Here is a 15,321-nt window from a genome sequence, read left to right on the forward strand (position 1 = left end):
AAGTGATGCGGGAAAATCAAGAAGTCAATCGGTATCGAAAATGTCGGCAATCAAAATCGCGGCACGTCTGGCCATTGCGTTCGCCGCGATCGGCGTTTTATCACAGGCAGCCTTTTCGCAAGACGCTTTCAAGGACTTCAAGCAGCTTGGCGGCACGCCTAAAATGCCGAAACTCAATGCTTTCACCGCTCCTACCGCCCCGAATGCCCCCGCAAGCACCGCCCGTGATATCGCCATGGAAGCGAAGCTGACGAGTGAAGGCGAAGCGGTGAAGGAAGGCCTTTCCTGGCGCGTCTTCAGCCCCATTCCGGGCGCTGACGGCAAATTGCCGATGCTGGCAAGCTCCGAGGGTGGTTCGGCGCAGTTCCATCTGGTACCCGGCGAATATTTCGTCAACGTTGCCTTCGGGCGCGCGGGTGTTACCAAGAAACTCAACGTTCCGAGCTCCGGTAATGTCCAGAAACAGGTGCTGATTCTCGATGCTGGCGGTTTCGTTCTGAATGCGATCGCGGGTTCCGACAAACAGATCTCCGCTAACCAGCTCAAATTTTCCGTCTATTCCTCCGACGCCCGACCGGATGGCGAGCGCGGCCTTGTCATGGCCGACATCAAGCCCAATACCGTCGTGCGCCTCAATGCCGGCACCTATCATGTCGTTTCCGAATACGGCAACGTCAATGCGGTGGTGCGCGCCGATATTCAGGTGGAGGCAGGCAAGCTGACCGAAGCAACCCTGCAGCATCAGGCGGCACAGATCACGCTCAAGCTCGTCTCCGAACAGGGCGGCGAAGCCATTGCCGATACGGCCTGGTCGGTGCTGAACGGCGGCGGCGACGTTGTGAACGAAAGCGTCAGCGCGTTTTCGACCATGGTTCTGGCGGAAGGCGAATATACCGCCATGGCCCGCAACAAGGACAAGGTCTACCAGCGCAACTTCAAGGTCACGTCAGGCCGGGACGCCGATGTGGAAGTGCTGATGAAGGATCAGGCGCCGGAAGACATGACAGGCGATTTCGAATAGGCCTAACTACCCTCAGCCAGTAACGAAAACGGCCCCCGAAGGGGCCGTTGTTTTTTGTCACGCAACCTGCTTCTTCGCCGCAAGCTTGCGCTTCACATCCGGCGGCGTCGCCTCTTCCACGAGGCTTGTAATCGCATCTTCGAGCGACATCGGCGTCTGGTTCTGCGAACCGAGACGGCGGATGTTGACAGTGCGCTCTTCCGCTTCCTTGCGTCCGCAGACGATGATGACCGGAACCTTGGTCACCGAGTGCTCGCGGACCTTGTAGTTGATCTTCTCGTTGCGGAAGTCGGTTTCGACAGCCATGCCCGCCTCGCGCAGTGCTTCGGCAACCTCGCGGCCATAATCGTCCGCATCCGAGGTGATCGTCGCGACCACGACCTGAAGCGGCGCGAACCACAAGGGCATATGACCGGCAAAGTTCTCGATCAGGATACCAAGGAAGCGCTCCATCGAGCCGCAGATGGCGCGATGGATCATCACCGGCTGCGTCTTTTCAGAGTTCTGGTCGATATAGAAGGCGCCGAAACGTTCCGGCAGGTTGAAGTCCACCTGCGTCGTGCCGCACTGCCATTCACGACCGATAGCATCCTTCAGCGTATATTCGAACTTTGGCCCGTAGAAAGCGCCCTCGCCCGGCAGAATGCCGGTCTTGATGCGGCCGCCGGACTGTTCCTCGATGGTCTTCAGAACCTCCATCATGACGCTTTCAGCGCGGTCCCAGAGATCGTCGGAACCGACACGCTTTTCCGGACGGGTCGAAAGCTTGACGACGATCTCGCTGAAACCGAAATCCTCATAGACGGAGAGGATCAGGTCGTTGATGCGCAGGCATTCCGCCGCCATCTGCTCTTCCGTGCAGAAGACGTGCGCATCATCCTGCGTGAAGCCGCGAACGCGCATCAGGCCATGCAGTGCACCTGAAGCCTCGTAGCGATGGACATTGCCAAATTCAGCAAGGCGAACGGGCATTTCGCGATAAGACTTCAAGCCATGCTTGAAGATCTGCACGTGGCCGGGGCAGTTCATCGGCTTCAAGGCAAAAACGCGCTGATCCGCATCCTCGTCATCGGGATGGGTGAAAGCATGGGCGGATTTCACCGCGAACATGTTTTCCTGATACCAACCCCAGTGACCGGAGGTTTCCCACAACGACTTGTCCAGCACCTGCGGCGCGTTGACTTCCTGATAGGTATTGGCAAGCCGACGGCGCATATAGGCCGTCAGCGTCTGGAACATGCGCCAGCCCTTGCCGTGCCAGAAGACGACGCCCGGACCCTCTTCCTGGAAATGGAAAAGGTCCATTTCCCGGCCAAGACGGCGGTGGTCGCGCTTTTCGGCTTCGGCCAGAACGTGCAGGTAATTGTCCAGCTCTTCCTGGGTCGCCCAGGCGGTGCCGTAGATGCGCGACAGCATCGCATTGTTGCTGTCACCACGCCAATAGGCGCCGGCCACTTTCATCAGCTTGAAGGCCGTACCGACCTGCCCCGTGGACGCCATATGCGGGCCGCGGCAAAGATCGAACCAATCGCCCTGATAATAGATCTTCAGGTCCTGACCTTCGGGAATGGCATCGACCAGCTCGACCTTGTAGTTTTCGCCCTTTGCAGCAAAGACTTCCTTGGCCTTCTCGCGCGACCAGACTTCGCGGGTAAACGGCTTGTTGCGCTGAATGATCTCCTTCATCCGCTTTTCGATCTTCGGGAGATCTTCCGGCGTGAAAGGTTCGTTCTTGGCAAAGTCGTAATAGAAGCCATTCTCGATGACAGGGCCGATCGTCACCTGCGTGCCGGGCCACAACTCTTGCACGGCCTCGGCCATGACGTGGGCGGCATCGTGGCGAATGAGTTCCAGCGCGCGGCTGTCCTCACGCGTGACGATTTCTATCTTGCCATCGGTGATTGCCTCGGACAAATCGCGCACGGTACCATCAAGCGCAATGGCGACAGCCTTCTTCGCAAGCGATTTGGAGATGGATTCGGCGACCTCGCGGCCGGTCGTGCCGGCGGGATAGCTGCGTACGGAACCATCGGGAAATGTAAGGGAAACGGTTTGTGACATCGTCGAATGCTCCTGATCCAGTCCCGCCAACGAATGCGGGTGGTGTTGGAATAAAAAGAACGCCCTCTTTCGCAGATGGGCAGGCAGGCTGATAAAGAATTTTGCCGTTCCAGTCAAAGGTGAACGGCGGCTCAGCGAAGCATTTCGGCAATTCCATTGACGGTATTGGCGTTGCGGGTCGTGCCGATGCCGAGCTTCTTCGTGGTCAGCGCAGAGAGAAGCCGGCTTTCGCTTGGCTTTCCGCAAAAGTCGATCCATAGGTCACCGCCGACAATGGCAATCTTTTCCTTCTGGCGGTACTTCTCCAAGAGTCCGAGATAATCCCCGGCAAGCGGCTCGCGCATCACCCTTATGCAGACATCCGGTGGATTGCCATCCGGAAACGGGTTCTTGGCAGTCAGGGCCAGCCAATCGGGCGCTGAGCGAACGAGAATATCGACATGTTTGCCGAACCGTTTTTCAAAGGCGCGCTCCAGCGCCTTCTCGATTTCGCAGACAGGCGCCTCCGGTGCACGGAAGACCAGATTTCCGGTCGCAACCAGCGTCCTGCAGTCCTCAAAGCCCAGCTCCTGCGCCATTTCACGCAGATCGGCCATGATGAGCCGCTTGCCCGCGCCGAGCACGATGCTGTGCAGAAGAGCGACATAGGTCATCGATGCAGCATCCAATACCGCCAGGGCGTCCACCAGTGCTTGTCGGCGGCAAGCGTTTCCGGCACGGGGTCCAGCCCGCTGGTGCCGCCCGGACCGCAACGCGCGACGCGAAAAAGCGTCATCCACCCGCCCGGCCAAAGTCCGTGGCGGGCGATCGCCTCATAGCCATATTCGGAACAGGTGGGGATGTGGCGGCAGGAATTGCCGACGAAACCCGACAAAGTCAGCTGATAGAGCCGGATGAAGCCAACGCCGAAAAGACGGCCAGGGGTCTTCGCAAAGGCTCCACCCCAGTTGCGGGATCGCCCGACCTTCTCCCCCGTCTTCTGATGTCCGCAGTCCGGTTCACCGCACATCGCCTAACCCGCAGCGTTCAGAACCGGCCGGGCTTCGATCTGGTCGAGAGCATCGACCACCGCTTCGAAGGTCAGCATGGTCGAGGCGTGGCGTGCCTTGAAATCCCGGACGGGTGAAAGCACCCGCATGTCCTCGAAACGGCCTGTCGGCCCCTCGCCGCCCTGCTTCAGCATGGCGAGCATGTCTTCCCGCGCCTGCCTAATATCACCGCTGGAAGCGCCGACGACATGATGCGCCATGATCGAGGCGGATGCTTGGCCGAGGGCGCACGCGCGAACCTCGTGTGAAAAAGCCGTGACGATGCCGCCTTCGACCTTGAGATAAACCTTGAGTTTGGAGCCGCACAGCCGCGAATGTTTTTCAGCGCTGGCATCGGCATCATCAAGCACGCCGGTCAGCGGAATATTTCCGGCAAATTCCAGAATTCGGTTGTTGTAGATATCGTCCATCATCAGGTATCCGGCGTTCAAGAATGCCCAAAAACGGGACAGGTCATTTTTTTCAAACACAGCGTTTGTCGCAGTGGAGCTTTCCTGCCCTTCATTCCCATTATATGCTAACGAGCTTTCTGGACATCAAGCCGATATGAAATTAACGGCTCCGATACCGAAATATCAGCATCGGCCTTGCCAAAATGCTGTAAAACAACCAGATAGCAGCAACGGTGGACGAAGTCCCCGCTACGAAAAACAAAGTTCAGGTGCGGCCTTGACCCGCATCGGGAGAGACGGAATGGATGCGATCGTGAAGAATTTCCCCGGCGCTGGCGCAAAACCCGATGTGGCAGAGGCTCGCCCAAGCCAGACGGAAGCGGAAGAAGCAGTGCGCGTTCTTCTGCGCTGGGCAGGAGAAAATCCCGCCCGCGAAGGACTTCTGGACACGCCGAAGCGCGTTGCCAAGGCCTATCGCGAACTGTTCGCCGGTTATGAGCTGAACGTCCAGGACGTTCTCGGCACGACCTTCGAGGAAGTTGGCGGTTATGACGATGTAGTGCTGGTGCGCGACATCCCCTTCTTCTCCCATTGCGAACACCACATGGTTCCGATCGTCGGCAAGGCGCATGTCGCCTATCTTCCGGCTGGGCGCGTGCTCGGCCTGTCGAAGATCGCCCGCGTCGTCGAAATCTTTGGCCGCCGCCTGCAGACGCAGGAAAACATGACCGCGCAGATCGCAAGATCCATCGAAGAAACTTTGAAGCCGCGCGGTGTGGCCGTCATGATCGACGCCGAACATATGTGCATGTCCATGCGCGGCGTAAACAAGCAGGGGTCCACGACCCTCACCACCAGCTTCACCGGCACCTTCAAGAACGACCCGGCAGAGCAGGTGCGCTTCATGACCATGGTGCGGAACCGCTAACGGTTCCGCTTTTTCCCCGGGGTAGCAATGTCCATTTCGTTTCCGTCCGCGCCTGCGGACAAGGAAGTGCTTGAAAATTCAGGTCTCTTCTCACCGAAATTCGATGCCCACGGCCTTGTCACCGCCGTGGTCACCGATGCGCGTGATGGTGAATTGTTGATGGTCGCCCATATGAATGCGCAAGCCCTGTCGCTGACGCTGGAAACGGGCATCGCCCACTATTACAGCCGCTCGCGCGACAAGATCTGGAAAAAGGGCGAAACCTCGGGCAACCTGCAGACGGTGAAGGAATTCCGCACCGATTGCGATCAGGACGCCGTATGGCTGAAGGTCTCCGTCGCCGGCCATGACGCGACCTGCCATACCGGCCGCCGCTCCTGCTTCTACCGCACGGTCGAGTTGGCCGATGGCAATGCCATGACCAGAATCACCGACGATACCCGCCATTTCGACCCGGCGACTACCTATTCTGGCATGTGAACGGCCACCTTCCATCCGCCGCACCAATTTGCTACCAATAATTCAGGATTCGGGGAGGAATAGACCGGGTCCTGGGAGCAGGCAGGGAGTGTACGGTCATGTTGGGCTGGGGAAGCAATCGTCACAATGCTCTTGCGGCTGGCAACACCGAAACAATCGTCAACGAGATCGTTGATACTCGCCGGATTGCGCTTGCGCTCGGCGGTGGTGCTGCGCGCGGCTGGGCCCATATCGGCGTCCTGAGGGCACTAGACGAGGCCGGGGTGAAGATCGGCATGATTGCCGGAACCTCGATCGGCGCGCTGGTCGGCGGTTGTTATCTCGCCGGAAAGCTCGATGAGCTGGAGGAATTTGCCCGTTCGCTGACGATGCGGCGCATTGCCGGCCTGCTCGATCTGACGATCGGCGGCGGCGGTCTCTTCGGCGGCATGCGGCTGACCAAGCGCATGCAGGAGCATCTCGAAGGCTTGCGCGTCGAAAACCTCGAGCATCCTTTCATCGCCGTCGCCACGGAATTGCGCACCGGCCATGAGGTCTGGATTCACCAGGGCGACCTCGTCACCGCGCTTCGCTCATCCTATGCGTTGCCGGGCATTTTCGAGCCCGTGCAATGCAACGGCCGCACCCTGATCGACGGCGCTCTCGTCAACCCCGTGCCGGTTTCGGTCTGCAGGGCCTATGAGCAGGCGCTCGTCGTCGCCGTCAATCTCAATTACGATCTGTTCGGCCGCTCTGCCGTGGTCAAACATTCCTCTTCGCCCCCGAATGGCGCAGCACCTTCACTGGAAGGTCCGCCGCGCCCCGGCCTGCCGGGCGTCATGGTGCAGGCCTTCAACATCATTCAGGACCGGATTTCGCGCTCGCGCCTGGCGGGCGACCCGCCCGACCTCATGCTGCATCCCCGTATCAACGATATCGGCCTGTCGGAATTCCATCGCGCCAGCGAAGCCATCGACAGGGGATACGAGGAAACACGCGCCCGCGTTCCCGAGCTGGAGCGCATGCAGCAGGCGTTCCGACGCTAACGTACACCACAAATAGTCGTGCTGAGCATTCCAGCTTGCGGTAGCAGCGGCCTCCTACGCCGTCATTCCTGCGCGTATCACAGGAATGACGGAGTCGTTTCGAAATGACTATCGCGGACGCGCCGGAAACGAAACCTCATCCGGCGATATAGGCCTTGATATGTTCGGCTTCCGCCTCGATCTCGCCGATCCGCGCCTTTACCACGTCACCGATGGAGATGATGCCGGCCAGACGACCGTCGTCCTCAACCGGAATGTGGCGGAACCGCCCTCCGGTCATGATTTCCATCAACTCGTCGGTGGTGGAATTGTGATGACAGCGGATGACGTTCTTGGTCATGGCCACCGAAACGGATTGCAGAAGGGAGGCAGCGCCCTCGCCTGCCACGACCTTCACCAGATCGCGTTCCGTGAAAATACCGAGAACGACGCCGTCGGCATCAGTCACGACGAGTGCACCGATCTTGTGCGCATTCAGCGTTGCCGCCGCCTCGCCGATGCTTACGCTCGGACCCACAGTCACGACATTCCGGCCCTTGCGGTCGAGAAGATCTTTTACGAATGTTGCCATGCCTTCCTCCTCCTGTCAGCAATCTGCAACGCGGCAAAGTCTCTCCGCGGTTGCAAATCATGGAACATGGTGCGCTGAGGCCTATGCGAATGCAATCCCGGATGGGACCTGCACAAGCAAATTTGCGCCACGACCGACAAGGAGCGTGATCGCCCTAGAGCGGGTGTTCCACACTCTCACTGGAAAGGTTTCCGCGGATCGGGCGATCGAACAGGCCGAAGAACAGGAAGCCGAGCAGAAAGCCGAAGACATGCGCATCCCAGGCGACTTCACCGCCGACATCGCCAAACAGCGGCACGCCGACAGCAATCAGGACATTGCCGAAAAGCCACATCAGCGTGAAGATCAGCACGGTCCTGTTCGAAAGCGCCGCGAGAATGCTCTGCCTCGGCATCAGATGGCCGAAAGAGGCGCTGTAGCCGCCGCGTGACGGGAAAGCGAAACGGCATGCGGCTCCCATCAGCGCCGAAACGACACCGGATGCTCCGATCAGAACCGTCACATCGCCCCAGTTCAGCGCCGCGTGGCCAAAGGCCGAAACGGCGGCGGATATGCACCATAACAGTACGAAGCGAAGCGTTCCGATCCGGCGCAGAACCGGCGCGCCAAAGGCCATCAACCACAATCCGTTAAAAAGAATATGCTCGATGCCGCCGTGCAGAAAAGAATATGTCACCGGCGTCCAGAGCCATTCCAGCCCCTGCTGGGATAATGGCACCGCGTAACGCAGCGGAATGAAGCCGAAGGTGAAGATGAACCAGCCGTTGCCATCCTCCGACAGAAGATAGGCCGGAACCACGAAGGCCAAGAGCAGCGCCGCCAATATGCCGACCAGAAGCGGCGGCAGGTTGAAGACGGGATTATGTGCGTCCTCTTTCAGTTCCTGACTTTCCGAAACCGGCGGCTGTTCGCCGTCGCCGTTGGACATGATTCCATCCCTGTTTTTGTGGAAATTTGCGTCTCCCGAGCAATATAGGAAGCCCGGGTGAAAAAAAAGCCGTCCTGCCTTTCGGGCCATGACGCAAAAACCGCAATCGGTTCAAGCGCCTGTACCCAAGGGGCAGTCCGGCCTGCACGCCCGCCGTAAAATTACGGGCGAAAGCATCAATTGTGCTGACTGGGAGCATGTCCCCGACATGGCCGCAGCGATGCCACGGCCTTGGTCGCCGCGCAATCTCAACCATTTGTTAACCTTAACAAAATCGGTTGGCATGAAATTCGCTACACCACAAGTAACAGACGTTCGGATGGACATGATGTCCCAAAAACGAACATGGAGAACGATGCTATGAAGAGCATGGCCGGACTGGAGATATATGCCTATTGGGACGCCCTGCGCGGCAATAAACCGTCGCCCCGCCGAGAAGACTTCGATCCCGCAAAGCTGAAACATCATCTCGGCGACCTCTTCATCCTCGCGGACAAGGGAGAAAGAACGCCATTCTTCCGCCTTGCAGGCACGCACCTGTGCGACCTGTTCGGCCGGGAATTGCGGGACAGCCCGTTTTCGGATCTGTGGCCGGCGGCAAGTGCCACCTTCCCCTGCCGTGTCGCACGCGGCATCCTGCAACATCAATTGCCCGTGGTGTTCGATATCGAAGCGGAGGACGACCATGGCGCGGCGCCGCTTGCTTTCGAAATGCTGCTATTGCCGCTAAGTTCGGATAATGACGCCGCCCCGAGGTTGCTCGGAGCGCTGCTGCCGGAGCGGCCCCGTCACGAATTCGCAGCACCGATCAGTTGCCTCGTCATGAAAAGCAGCCGCCTGCTACGCATGGATATCGCGCCGACAACGTATTCTACGAATGCGCGAACCGCTGTCATGCCGCATGCGGTAACCCGCTGACTGCCGTGTCCCACCCCGCATGGTGAGGGTGGATCGCGTATGATCGCGCCGGAATTTCGCACGAAATACGTCAAAGCTGTAACGATTTTGACGATTGGAAAAATTGTAAGGGTTAAACAATACAGTCTGTTAACCCGGGCGGCGTAGAGATTTCCCATCATCATTGGTTACAATTGCGCTGTCCATGTTCTCATCACGTTCGGTCAACACCGCCCAAATCCTGCGTCCGGTTGAAGAGGTTCACTTCGACGATCCCGTCCGTGTGTCCTTCACCGGCCGCCTCATGTTGCCCGATCACCAGGAATATGATTGCACCGCAACCGAGATGACCGCCGAAAGAGCGCTGTTCGCCTGCTCGGGCATTGCGCGCAACGGTGATCGCGTCATCGCCTATCTCCAGCATATCGGCCGCATCGAAGGAACGGTTACGGCGCTTACCGCGTCGGGCTTCGTCATTGCCATCAATGCGCCCGAACGCAAGCGGGAAAAGCTGGCCGCCCAGCTCGCATGGATCGCCAAGCGCCAGCTGCTCGGCCTGCCGGAAGACCGCCGCCACGACCGCCTGACACCACGCAACACCCGGGCACATCTGATGCTGGAAGACGGCGTGCTTCTCGCCTGCCGGCTGATCGACCTTTCCTTGTCGGGCGCAGCCATCGAGATCGAAAACCGGCCTCCACTCGGCACCCGGGTCCAGCTTGGCAAGAACATGAGCGGCAAGATCGTACGCCACTTCATGGAAGGCGTTGCGGTCGAATTCGACCGGGTCCAGTCGCCCGACGCCCTGATCGAATTTCTCTAGATCATTTTCCAGTAATACCGTGGAGCGGTATGTCCGTGCAGCAAGTGCGGCATTCGCCAGATCTTGTCACGGCTATCGCTTTCCGGTGCTCGGGCCCTGAGCCGGAATACAGGCAGCCCAGATCTCTGGGCTGAAAGAGCTTTTCCCGCCACACAGACGCACATCGATCCGATTCCAGCTCAAGGCCGGAATGATGGGAGCAGAGTGCTTTCGTCTACAAAAATGCCGCTCGTGCATTTGCGCCGACAGTTTTAAATGCTGCTTTCCCGCATTGTGGATTCCGTTGAAACCGACTGATGTACTATCCGGTCAGAGTGCCCGGCGCGCTCCATTTCGCGTTAGTTCTCGCGCACAACAGCACTGGAAAATCCCGCTCCAGGCATTTCTTCCAAGAAAAAACAGTTTTCTTGAAGTTTTTTTCGCTGCCTTTTTGCCCTGTCCCGACTTGAAACACCAATCCCAAAACGGGAAATCCGCGTCTTCGGTACGCTCCGCGGCCTGACTACCCAGCATCGCAAAAATATCTCTGTGGCGAAAATCGCTTTCAATACAGCCACCTAAATGGCTACCAAAAACCTAAGGTCGAGATGCGTAAAATTGTAATAAAATTTGCTTCAAACACGCGTAAAAACTAACTCGAATACAGTTCAAAACAAGCGCTAATTTGCTGAAATATAAGCTCAAATTGACACGCGCATCTTTCCGCTGGGTCAAAATATACATGCGAGTGTCTCCTCAACACGGGGAGACAAGCAATGAACAAAAACAACCGTTTCGGTTTCTTTCTGATCGCATTCATCGTCAGCGCCATCGCCCATCAGGCCAGCGCTTCGCCATCCGCCGCCATGCGCGTGATCGGCAAGGCCAACCCGCCGATCGGCCACTACGAGTTCTGCCAGACCTATCAGAGCGAATGCCAGCCGACATCGCTAGATAACGGCCCGATGAAACTGACCGAAGAGCGCTGGAAGACGATGCTCGACGTCAACTATACCGCCAACACCACGATCACCCCGATGACCGACATGGAAATCTACGGCGTCGAAGAGCGCTGGGCCTACCCCACCACGGTTGGCGATTGCGAAGACTTCGTGCTTCTTAAGCGCAAGATGCTGATGAACAAGGGCTTCTCCGCCAACAACCTACTGATCACGGTTGTTCTGCAGCCGAATGGCGAAGGCCATGCAGTTCTGACCGTTCGCACCGATCGCGGTGATTTCGTCCTCGACAACATGCGCAACAAGGTCATGAACTGGTCGGAGACCGAATATACCTACCTGAAGCGTCAGGACACCGCCAATCCCGGACGCTGGGTGAAAATACAGGATGGCCGCGCCACCACTGCGGTTGGCGGCATCAACTGAAGCCAGCCAAACCCACGCAAATACCGTCTCCCCAAATGAAAAAGCCGGCTCCGCAAGGAAGCCGGCTTTTTCATTTCAATCACATCCATTGACTATCAGAGCAGGCCTAGCTCGGCCAGTTCCCGCTTGAGGTCGGAGGGCATCTCCTCGCCGCCGAAATCACCGCCGCCGAGATCGCGTGGGGCCTCGTTGTCCTTGAGGTAGCGCCAGCCCTGAAACGGCCGCTTCGGCGCAGGCGACGTCTCGATCACCTCGGGGCCGAGAATGAGGTCGCAGCGGGTAATGCCGTCGTCGCCCTTGAAGGAACGTATGTCGAGAAGCTTCTGCCGTGCCTGTACCTGGCCCTTGATGACCCAATAGAGCGAACCGCCTTCCAGCAATTCTTCAAGCCGTTTCGGGATCATCCGCGTGGTGTGGACGCTGTGCGGCTCAAGGCCAGCGGCGATCGCAGTCAGCGAGCGATGCGCGACCCAGTCTCTCAAATCCTGGAGTGAATCCGCGCCGACGCAAAGTTTTATAAGATGTAGAGGCATATGCTTATCAATGCCTTTTTCCGGCGGGCGTCAAGCATGCGGGCCATGCCTGACGCCCTGCCCGCTCAGCATTCCACAACGTTGACGGCAAGACCGCCGGTGGAAGTTTCCTTGTACTTGTCGCTCATGTCGTTGCCGGTCTGGCGCATGGTTTCGATACAGGCATCGAGGGGCACGAAATGCTGGCCGTCACCCTTCAGCGCCAGAGACGCGGCCGTCACCGCTTTTACCGCACCCAGCGCATTACGCTCGATGCATGGCACCTGCACCAGACCGGCGATTGGGTCGCAGGTCATGCCGAGGTGATGCTCGAGCGCGATTTCGGCGGCATTCTCCACCTGTTCCGGCGAACCGCCCATGACGGCGGCAAGGCCTGCGGCCGCCATGGCGGCAGCGGACCCAACCTCGCCCTGACAGCCCACCTCGGCACCTGAAATGGATGCATTATGCTTGATGATGCCGCCGATGGCGGCGGCCGTCAGCAGGAAATCGCGAACATCATCAACGGTCGCATCCTCGTGGAAATGCCGGAAATACCGGACCGTGGCCGGAACGACGCCCGCAGCACCGTTGGTCGGCGCTGTCACCACGCGCCCGCCCGCAGCATTTTCCTCGTTCACGGCCATGGCATAGACGCTCAGCCAGTCATTCGCCATGACAGGATTGAGCCGGTTGCTGCGCCATTCCTCATTCATCTTCTCGTAGATGGAGCGGGCACGGCGGCGCACCTTCAGGCCACCCGGCATGATGCCGTCCACCTTCAGCCCACGCTCGATACAGCCGTTCATCGCCTCCCAGATCTGGTCGAGGCGCTCGTTCAGCTCGTCGCGGGAGATTACCGTTTCTTCGTTTGCGCGCTTCATCTGGGCGATGGTGCGGCCGGAGCGGCCCGCCATCTCAAGCATTTCCCGCGCCGTGGCGAAAGGATAAGGCACGCGCGGACCATTATCGATGGTCTTGCCGCGCTGCTTGATCGCTTCCAGTTCCGTATCGGTCACGACGAAACCGCCACCGACGGAATAATAGATGCGCTTGAGAAGCAGCCTGCCCTGATTGTCGAAAGCGGAAAAGGTCATGCCGTTGGCATGGCCGGGCAGCGGGTTCTTCTTGTCGAAGACCAGATCCTCGGCTGGGTTGAACTCATAGGAGGGGTGGCCGGGTGGCGACACGGTGCCGGCCTTTTCAACCTTTTCGATGATCGGGTCCATGGCGTCGGGGTCGACGAGATCCGGCCGCTCGCCCGTCAGGCCTAGAATGACCGCACGGCCGGTGCCGTGGCCAATGCCGGTAAAGGCAAGCGAACCGTGCAGGCTGACCTTCAGGCGCGATACGGAAGCACCCGCCGGACGCGGCCATTCATCACCGAGGATCAGCGCAAGAAAGCGGTTCGCCGCCGTCATCGGCCCCATGGTATGCGAGCTGGAAGGACCGATACCGATCTTGAAGACGTCGAAGACCGAAAGAAACATGAGGCTTACCTTGAATAAGAATGGATTCCACCACCATCATATCCAAAGCCGCGACGGATCGCCACAAAAGAGCGGCACCGGCTTTTGCAGCTGCGACATGCGGGCCGCAGAAACGAAAACAGCACGGTTTCCAGAGGAAACCGCGCCGTTTCAAAACCCGTCATTCATGAGAAGTGCTTATGGGCTGCCAAAAATGTACGTCAATGCGAGAAATGCGGCAAAGCCTGCAAGCGCGCGCAAGGTAACGGCCCAACAGGATTTCTGAGCGGTTTCTTCCATGATTACTCCAGCTATTCACTCTCCGGGCGATCTTCAAGACCGGGCCCGTTGGGGGAAGCATTTATTAAAATCCGGCGCAGAACGCAAATGCAAAAAGCGGCTAAATGAAGGCGTTTTTGACGGGCTGCCATTCGCCAGTTGCATAGGTGTGTGAAAAAACAAGGCGTTAGATCGGAGCTTTCGGGTTACCCCTTTTCGCCGTTCGCCTCAATTTGAACCAAAGTGTAACCGGTTTATGAAGGTTTCGCACAAACACCTGTTGAAGCCAGCGGAAATCGGCATTCCAGGGTTGAATTTCCGTGTCCGGACTGTTGTGCCTTGAAAGCCTTTCGGCTCTGCCTTATCGACAGAAATCGGCAACGGGATTCGTCATTACATGCAGCAGGCATCATCTTTTCCGGACCGCGAGACGGTCGCATCGAAACTTGCCTCGCTTGCAAGCGAGGACAAGGCGTGGGTGCTGCTTTTGATGGAAAACGTGTTGCAGGATGAAAACCTGCTGGCCGGCCTCAATCTCTATCTCGATCAACAGGCCAATGCCCGCTTCCTCAACAGCCTGAAACTGGAGACATCAGGCGAATGGCTGGGCTGTAACGCCCCTGCCCGGCTGCAGATACGCATCACGGAAGCGGCCAAGGCCAGCCAGCATCCTGCCTATCTGGCCTTCCGCAAGGGACTGACGGCATCGGCAGGCCTCGAAAAAGCCTACCCCAAGGCACCGATCTGACTTAGTCAGGCACCCTGTCGACGACAGCGATAATCGGCCCCATGGGAAACAGGGAATCGCGTCTTTTCATCGCGGGAATGTCGACACTGGAAATCGTCCCGTCGAGATAAAGCGCGTTTGGCGCATCCAGTACATCCCTGAACAACGTCGCGAAGTCGTAAAAACGCACGGTGTTTTCCGAAATCGCGAAATGCACCATGCCGTCGCGCGACACGCCGACGCCGTTGCGGCGTTTCAGGCTGTCGCTATCGGGCAGAAATCGCGGATGCAGCTTTCCATCGATCACCAGCATCGGGCCGGACTGGGTGGCAAAATCCGGCTTCAAGCCGGCAGAGACATAGGCCTGCGTTTCCAGAACGCCCGCCATTGCACCCTTCAGATAAAACACGCCATTCGGCAGAAGATGGAAATTGCCCCACCCGCCGCCGGTAATAATCGGCGAACGTTCGACGCCGTTTTCGACAAAGAGGCCAACGGGAGAATAGTCGGAATGATACATGCCGCCGTTCATGGCGAAGACGCTGAACATGTGCTGCCGCCACAGGGCGGAGGATAGATTGGAGAAGGAGCGATATCCCTCACCCGAGACATGATCTCGGTCGTAAATCCGGATCATGCTTTTCGCCGGATCGAAACTGCAGACAATGTAACGTCCGCCAGCATGCTCCAAGGTTTTGCAGAAATCCGCCTGTCCGCCCGCCTCAGCCGAAAACGGCAAAAGCAATGGCAGGAGCAAGCCAATCAGTGTTTTCATCGGTCTTTTCATCGACGCCC

18 protein-coding genes are annotated in these 15,321 nt (G+C 58.3%); 9 read left to right on the forward strand and 9 right to left on the reverse strand.

Annotated features, from left to right (window positions below):
- The first annotated feature begins 40 nt into the window (after positions 1-40).
- On the forward strand, positions 41-1,021 hold the full coding sequence (locus tag CRP02_RS19990; RefSeq protein ID WP_097172102.1) for a hypothetical protein: 981 nt from the start codon (positions 41-43) through the stop codon (positions 1,019-1,021).
- A gap of 57 nt (positions 1,022-1,078) precedes the next feature.
- Here CRP02_RS19990 and thrS read toward each other — a convergent pair whose 3' ends face one another.
- The 4 genes from thrS to CRP02_RS20010 form a co-directional block, all read right to left on the reverse strand.
- Positions 1,079-3,082: a threonine--tRNA ligase gene (thrS, locus tag CRP02_RS19995; RefSeq protein ID WP_003515666.1), complete on the reverse strand. Its 2,004-nt coding sequence runs from the start codon at positions 3,080-3,082 to the stop codon at positions 1,079-1,081.
- Between the two features lie 131 nt (positions 3,083-3,213).
- Positions 3,214-3,735 carry a DUF1697 domain-containing protein gene (locus CRP02_RS20000; RefSeq protein ID WP_097172103.1) on the reverse strand — a complete coding sequence of 174 codons (522 nt, stop codon included), beginning with the start codon at positions 3,733-3,735 and terminating at the stop codon, positions 3,214-3,216.
- Positions 3,732-4,091 carry a membrane protein insertion efficiency factor YidD gene (gene yidD / locus CRP02_RS20005; protein WP_097102851.1) on the reverse strand — a complete coding sequence of 120 codons (360 nt, stop codon included), beginning with the start codon at positions 4,089-4,091 and terminating at the stop codon, positions 3,732-3,734. Before yidD ends, CRP02_RS20000 begins: the two co-directional genes overlap by 4 nt.
- 3 nt (positions 4,092-4,094) lie before the next feature.
- Positions 4,095-4,541 carry an iron-sulfur cluster assembly scaffold protein gene (locus tag CRP02_RS20010; RefSeq protein WP_097103352.1) on the reverse strand — a complete coding sequence of 149 codons (447 nt, stop codon included), beginning with the start codon at positions 4,539-4,541 and terminating at the stop codon, positions 4,095-4,097.
- Between the two features lie 283 nt (positions 4,542-4,824).
- Between CRP02_RS20010 and folE the strand changes: the two genes are divergently transcribed.
- The 3 genes from folE to CRP02_RS20025 all read left to right on the forward strand — a co-directional run bounded on the left by folE (position 4,825) and on the right by CRP02_RS20025 (position 6,956).
- Complete coding sequence (folE, locus tag CRP02_RS20015) at positions 4,825-5,451, forward strand: GTP cyclohydrolase I FolE (protein WP_003515674.1); 627 nt, start codon at positions 4,825-4,827, stop codon at positions 5,449-5,451.
- Positions 5,452-5,478: 27 nt separating this feature from the next.
- On the forward strand, positions 5,479-5,931 hold the full coding sequence (gene hisI / locus CRP02_RS20020) for a phosphoribosyl-AMP cyclohydrolase (protein WP_097172104.1): 453 nt from the start codon (positions 5,479-5,481) through the stop codon (positions 5,929-5,931).
- Between the two features lie 98 nt (positions 5,932-6,029).
- The gene (locus CRP02_RS20025) at positions 6,030-6,956 is read left to right on the forward strand and encodes a patatin-like phospholipase family protein (RefSeq protein WP_038491283.1); all 927 of its coding nucleotides are present in this window, start codon (positions 6,030-6,032) and stop codon (positions 6,954-6,956) included.
- A 136-nt stretch (positions 6,957-7,092) separates the two neighbouring features.
- Here the strand turns inward: CRP02_RS20025 and CRP02_RS20030 are convergent, their stop codons facing one another.
- Together CRP02_RS20030 and CRP02_RS20035 are read right to left on the reverse strand one after the other, a co-directional pair.
- A complete protein-coding gene (locus CRP02_RS20030) occupies positions 7,093-7,527 on the reverse strand; it encodes a CBS domain-containing protein (protein WP_003515681.1) in 435 nt (144 codons plus the stop codon).
- Positions 7,528-7,681: 154 nt separating this feature from the next.
- A complete protein-coding gene (locus CRP02_RS20035) occupies positions 7,682-8,455 on the reverse strand; it encodes a rhomboid family intramembrane serine protease (RefSeq protein WP_097172105.1) in 774 nt (257 codons plus the stop codon).
- Positions 8,456-8,815: 360 nt separating this feature from the next.
- Between CRP02_RS20035 and CRP02_RS20045 the strand changes: the two genes are divergently transcribed.
- The 3 genes from CRP02_RS20045 to CRP02_RS20055 all read left to right on the forward strand — a co-directional run bounded on the left by CRP02_RS20045 (position 8,816) and on the right by CRP02_RS20055 (position 11,539).
- Entirely contained in the window at positions 8,816-9,373 is a 558-nt protein-coding gene (locus tag CRP02_RS20045) for a PAS domain-containing protein (RefSeq protein WP_097172107.1), read from the forward strand.
- A gap of 184 nt (positions 9,374-9,557) precedes the next feature.
- Positions 9,558-10,175: a PilZ domain-containing protein gene (locus CRP02_RS20050; RefSeq protein ID WP_097172108.1), complete on the forward strand. Its 618-nt coding sequence runs from the start codon at positions 9,558-9,560 to the stop codon at positions 10,173-10,175.
- A 755-nt stretch (positions 10,176-10,930) separates the two neighbouring features.
- Positions 10,931-11,539 (forward strand): transglutaminase-like cysteine peptidase, encoded by a 609-nt coding sequence (locus CRP02_RS20055; protein WP_019566128.1) that lies wholly within the window; start codon positions 10,931-10,933, stop codon positions 11,537-11,539.
- A 95-nt stretch (positions 11,540-11,634) separates the two neighbouring features.
- On the opposite strand, the gene CRP02_RS20060 is transcribed toward CRP02_RS20055, so the two are convergent.
- Both CRP02_RS20060 and CRP02_RS20065 read right to left on the reverse strand, forming a co-directional pair.
- Complete coding sequence (locus tag CRP02_RS20060) at positions 11,635-12,072, reverse strand: DUF1489 family protein (protein WP_003515697.1); 438 nt, start codon at positions 12,070-12,072, stop codon at positions 11,635-11,637.
- Between the two features lie 65 nt (positions 12,073-12,137).
- Positions 12,138-13,541: an L-serine ammonia-lyase gene (locus CRP02_RS20065; RefSeq protein WP_097172109.1), complete on the reverse strand. Its 1,404-nt coding sequence runs from the start codon at positions 13,539-13,541 to the stop codon at positions 12,138-12,140.
- Here CRP02_RS20065 and CRP02_RS27625 point away from each other — a divergent pair.
- On the forward strand, positions 13,540-13,806 hold the full coding sequence (locus tag CRP02_RS27625; protein WP_179784081.1) for a hypothetical protein: 267 nt from the start codon (positions 13,540-13,542) through the stop codon (positions 13,804-13,806). The genes CRP02_RS20065 and CRP02_RS27625 overlap by 2 nt on opposite strands.
- A gap of 390 nt (positions 13,807-14,196) precedes the next feature.
- Positions 14,197-14,547 (forward strand): hypothetical protein, encoded by a 351-nt coding sequence (locus tag CRP02_RS20075; protein ID WP_003515702.1) that lies wholly within the window; start codon positions 14,197-14,199, stop codon positions 14,545-14,547.
- A 1-nt stretch (position 14,548) separates the two neighbouring features.
- Here the strand turns inward: CRP02_RS20075 and CRP02_RS20080 are convergent, their stop codons facing one another.
- A complete protein-coding gene (locus CRP02_RS20080; RefSeq protein ID WP_179784082.1) occupies positions 14,549-15,301 on the reverse strand; it encodes a phosphodiester glycosidase family protein in 753 nt (250 codons plus the stop codon).
- Positions 15,302-15,321 lie beyond the last annotated feature (20 nt).

The organism is Rhizobium sp. AN5, assembly GCF_900215255.1.
Lineage (GTDB): Bacteria > Pseudomonadota > Alphaproteobacteria > Rhizobiales > Rhizobiaceae > Agrobacterium > Agrobacterium tumefaciens.

Excerpts from the sequence above, each read along its gene's own strand:
- CRP02_RS19990 (WP_097172102.1), top strand. The coding sequence starts at position 41 with ATGTCGGCAATCAAAATCGCGGCACGTCTGGCCATTGCGTTCGCCGCG.
- thrS (WP_003515666.1), bottom strand. The coding sequence starts at position 3,082 with ATGTCACAAACCGTTTCCCTTACATTTCCCGATGGTTCCGTACGCAGC.
- CRP02_RS20000 (WP_097172103.1), bottom strand. The coding sequence starts at position 3,735 with ATGACCTATGTCGCTCTTCTGCACAGCATCGTGCTCGGCGCGGGCAAG.
- yidD (WP_097102851.1), bottom strand. The coding sequence starts at position 4,091 with ATGTGCGGTGAACCGGACTGCGGACATCAGAAGACGGGGGAGAAGGTC.
- CRP02_RS20010 (WP_097103352.1), bottom strand. The coding sequence starts at position 4,541 with ATGGACGATATCTACAACAACCGAATTCTGGAATTTGCCGGAAATATT.
- folE (WP_003515674.1), top strand. The coding sequence starts at position 4,825 with ATGGATGCGATCGTGAAGAATTTCCCCGGCGCTGGCGCAAAACCCGAT.
- hisI (WP_097172104.1), top strand. The coding sequence starts at position 5,479 with ATGTCCATTTCGTTTCCGTCCGCGCCTGCGGACAAGGAAGTGCTTGAA.
- CRP02_RS20025 (WP_038491283.1), top strand. The coding sequence starts at position 6,030 with ATGTTGGGCTGGGGAAGCAATCGTCACAATGCTCTTGCGGCTGGCAAC.
- CRP02_RS20030 (WP_003515681.1), bottom strand. The coding sequence starts at position 7,527 with ATGGCAACATTCGTAAAAGATCTTCTCGACCGCAAGGGCCGGAATGTC.
- CRP02_RS20035 (WP_097172105.1), bottom strand. The coding sequence starts at position 8,455 with ATGTCCAACGGCGACGGCGAACAGCCGCCGGTTTCGGAAAGTCAGGAA.
- CRP02_RS20045 (WP_097172107.1), top strand. The coding sequence starts at position 8,816 with ATGAAGAGCATGGCCGGACTGGAGATATATGCCTATTGGGACGCCCTG.
- CRP02_RS20050 (WP_097172108.1), top strand. The coding sequence starts at position 9,558 with ATGTTCTCATCACGTTCGGTCAACACCGCCCAAATCCTGCGTCCGGTT.
- CRP02_RS20055 (WP_019566128.1), top strand. The coding sequence starts at position 10,931 with ATGAACAAAAACAACCGTTTCGGTTTCTTTCTGATCGCATTCATCGTC.
- CRP02_RS20060 (WP_003515697.1), bottom strand. The coding sequence starts at position 12,072 with ATGCCTCTACATCTTATAAAACTTTGCGTCGGCGCGGATTCACTCCAG.
- CRP02_RS27625 (WP_179784081.1), top strand. The coding sequence starts at position 13,540 with ATGAGGCTTACCTTGAATAAGAATGGATTCCACCACCATCATATCCAA.
- CRP02_RS20065 (WP_097172109.1), bottom strand. The coding sequence starts at position 13,541 with ATGTTTCTTTCGGTCTTCGACGTCTTCAAGATCGGTATCGGTCCTTCC.
- CRP02_RS20075 (WP_003515702.1), top strand. The coding sequence starts at position 14,197 with ATGCAGCAGGCATCATCTTTTCCGGACCGCGAGACGGTCGCATCGAAA.
- CRP02_RS20080 (WP_179784082.1), bottom strand. The coding sequence starts at position 15,301 with ATGAAAACACTGATTGGCTTGCTCCTGCCATTGCTTTTGCCGTTTTCG.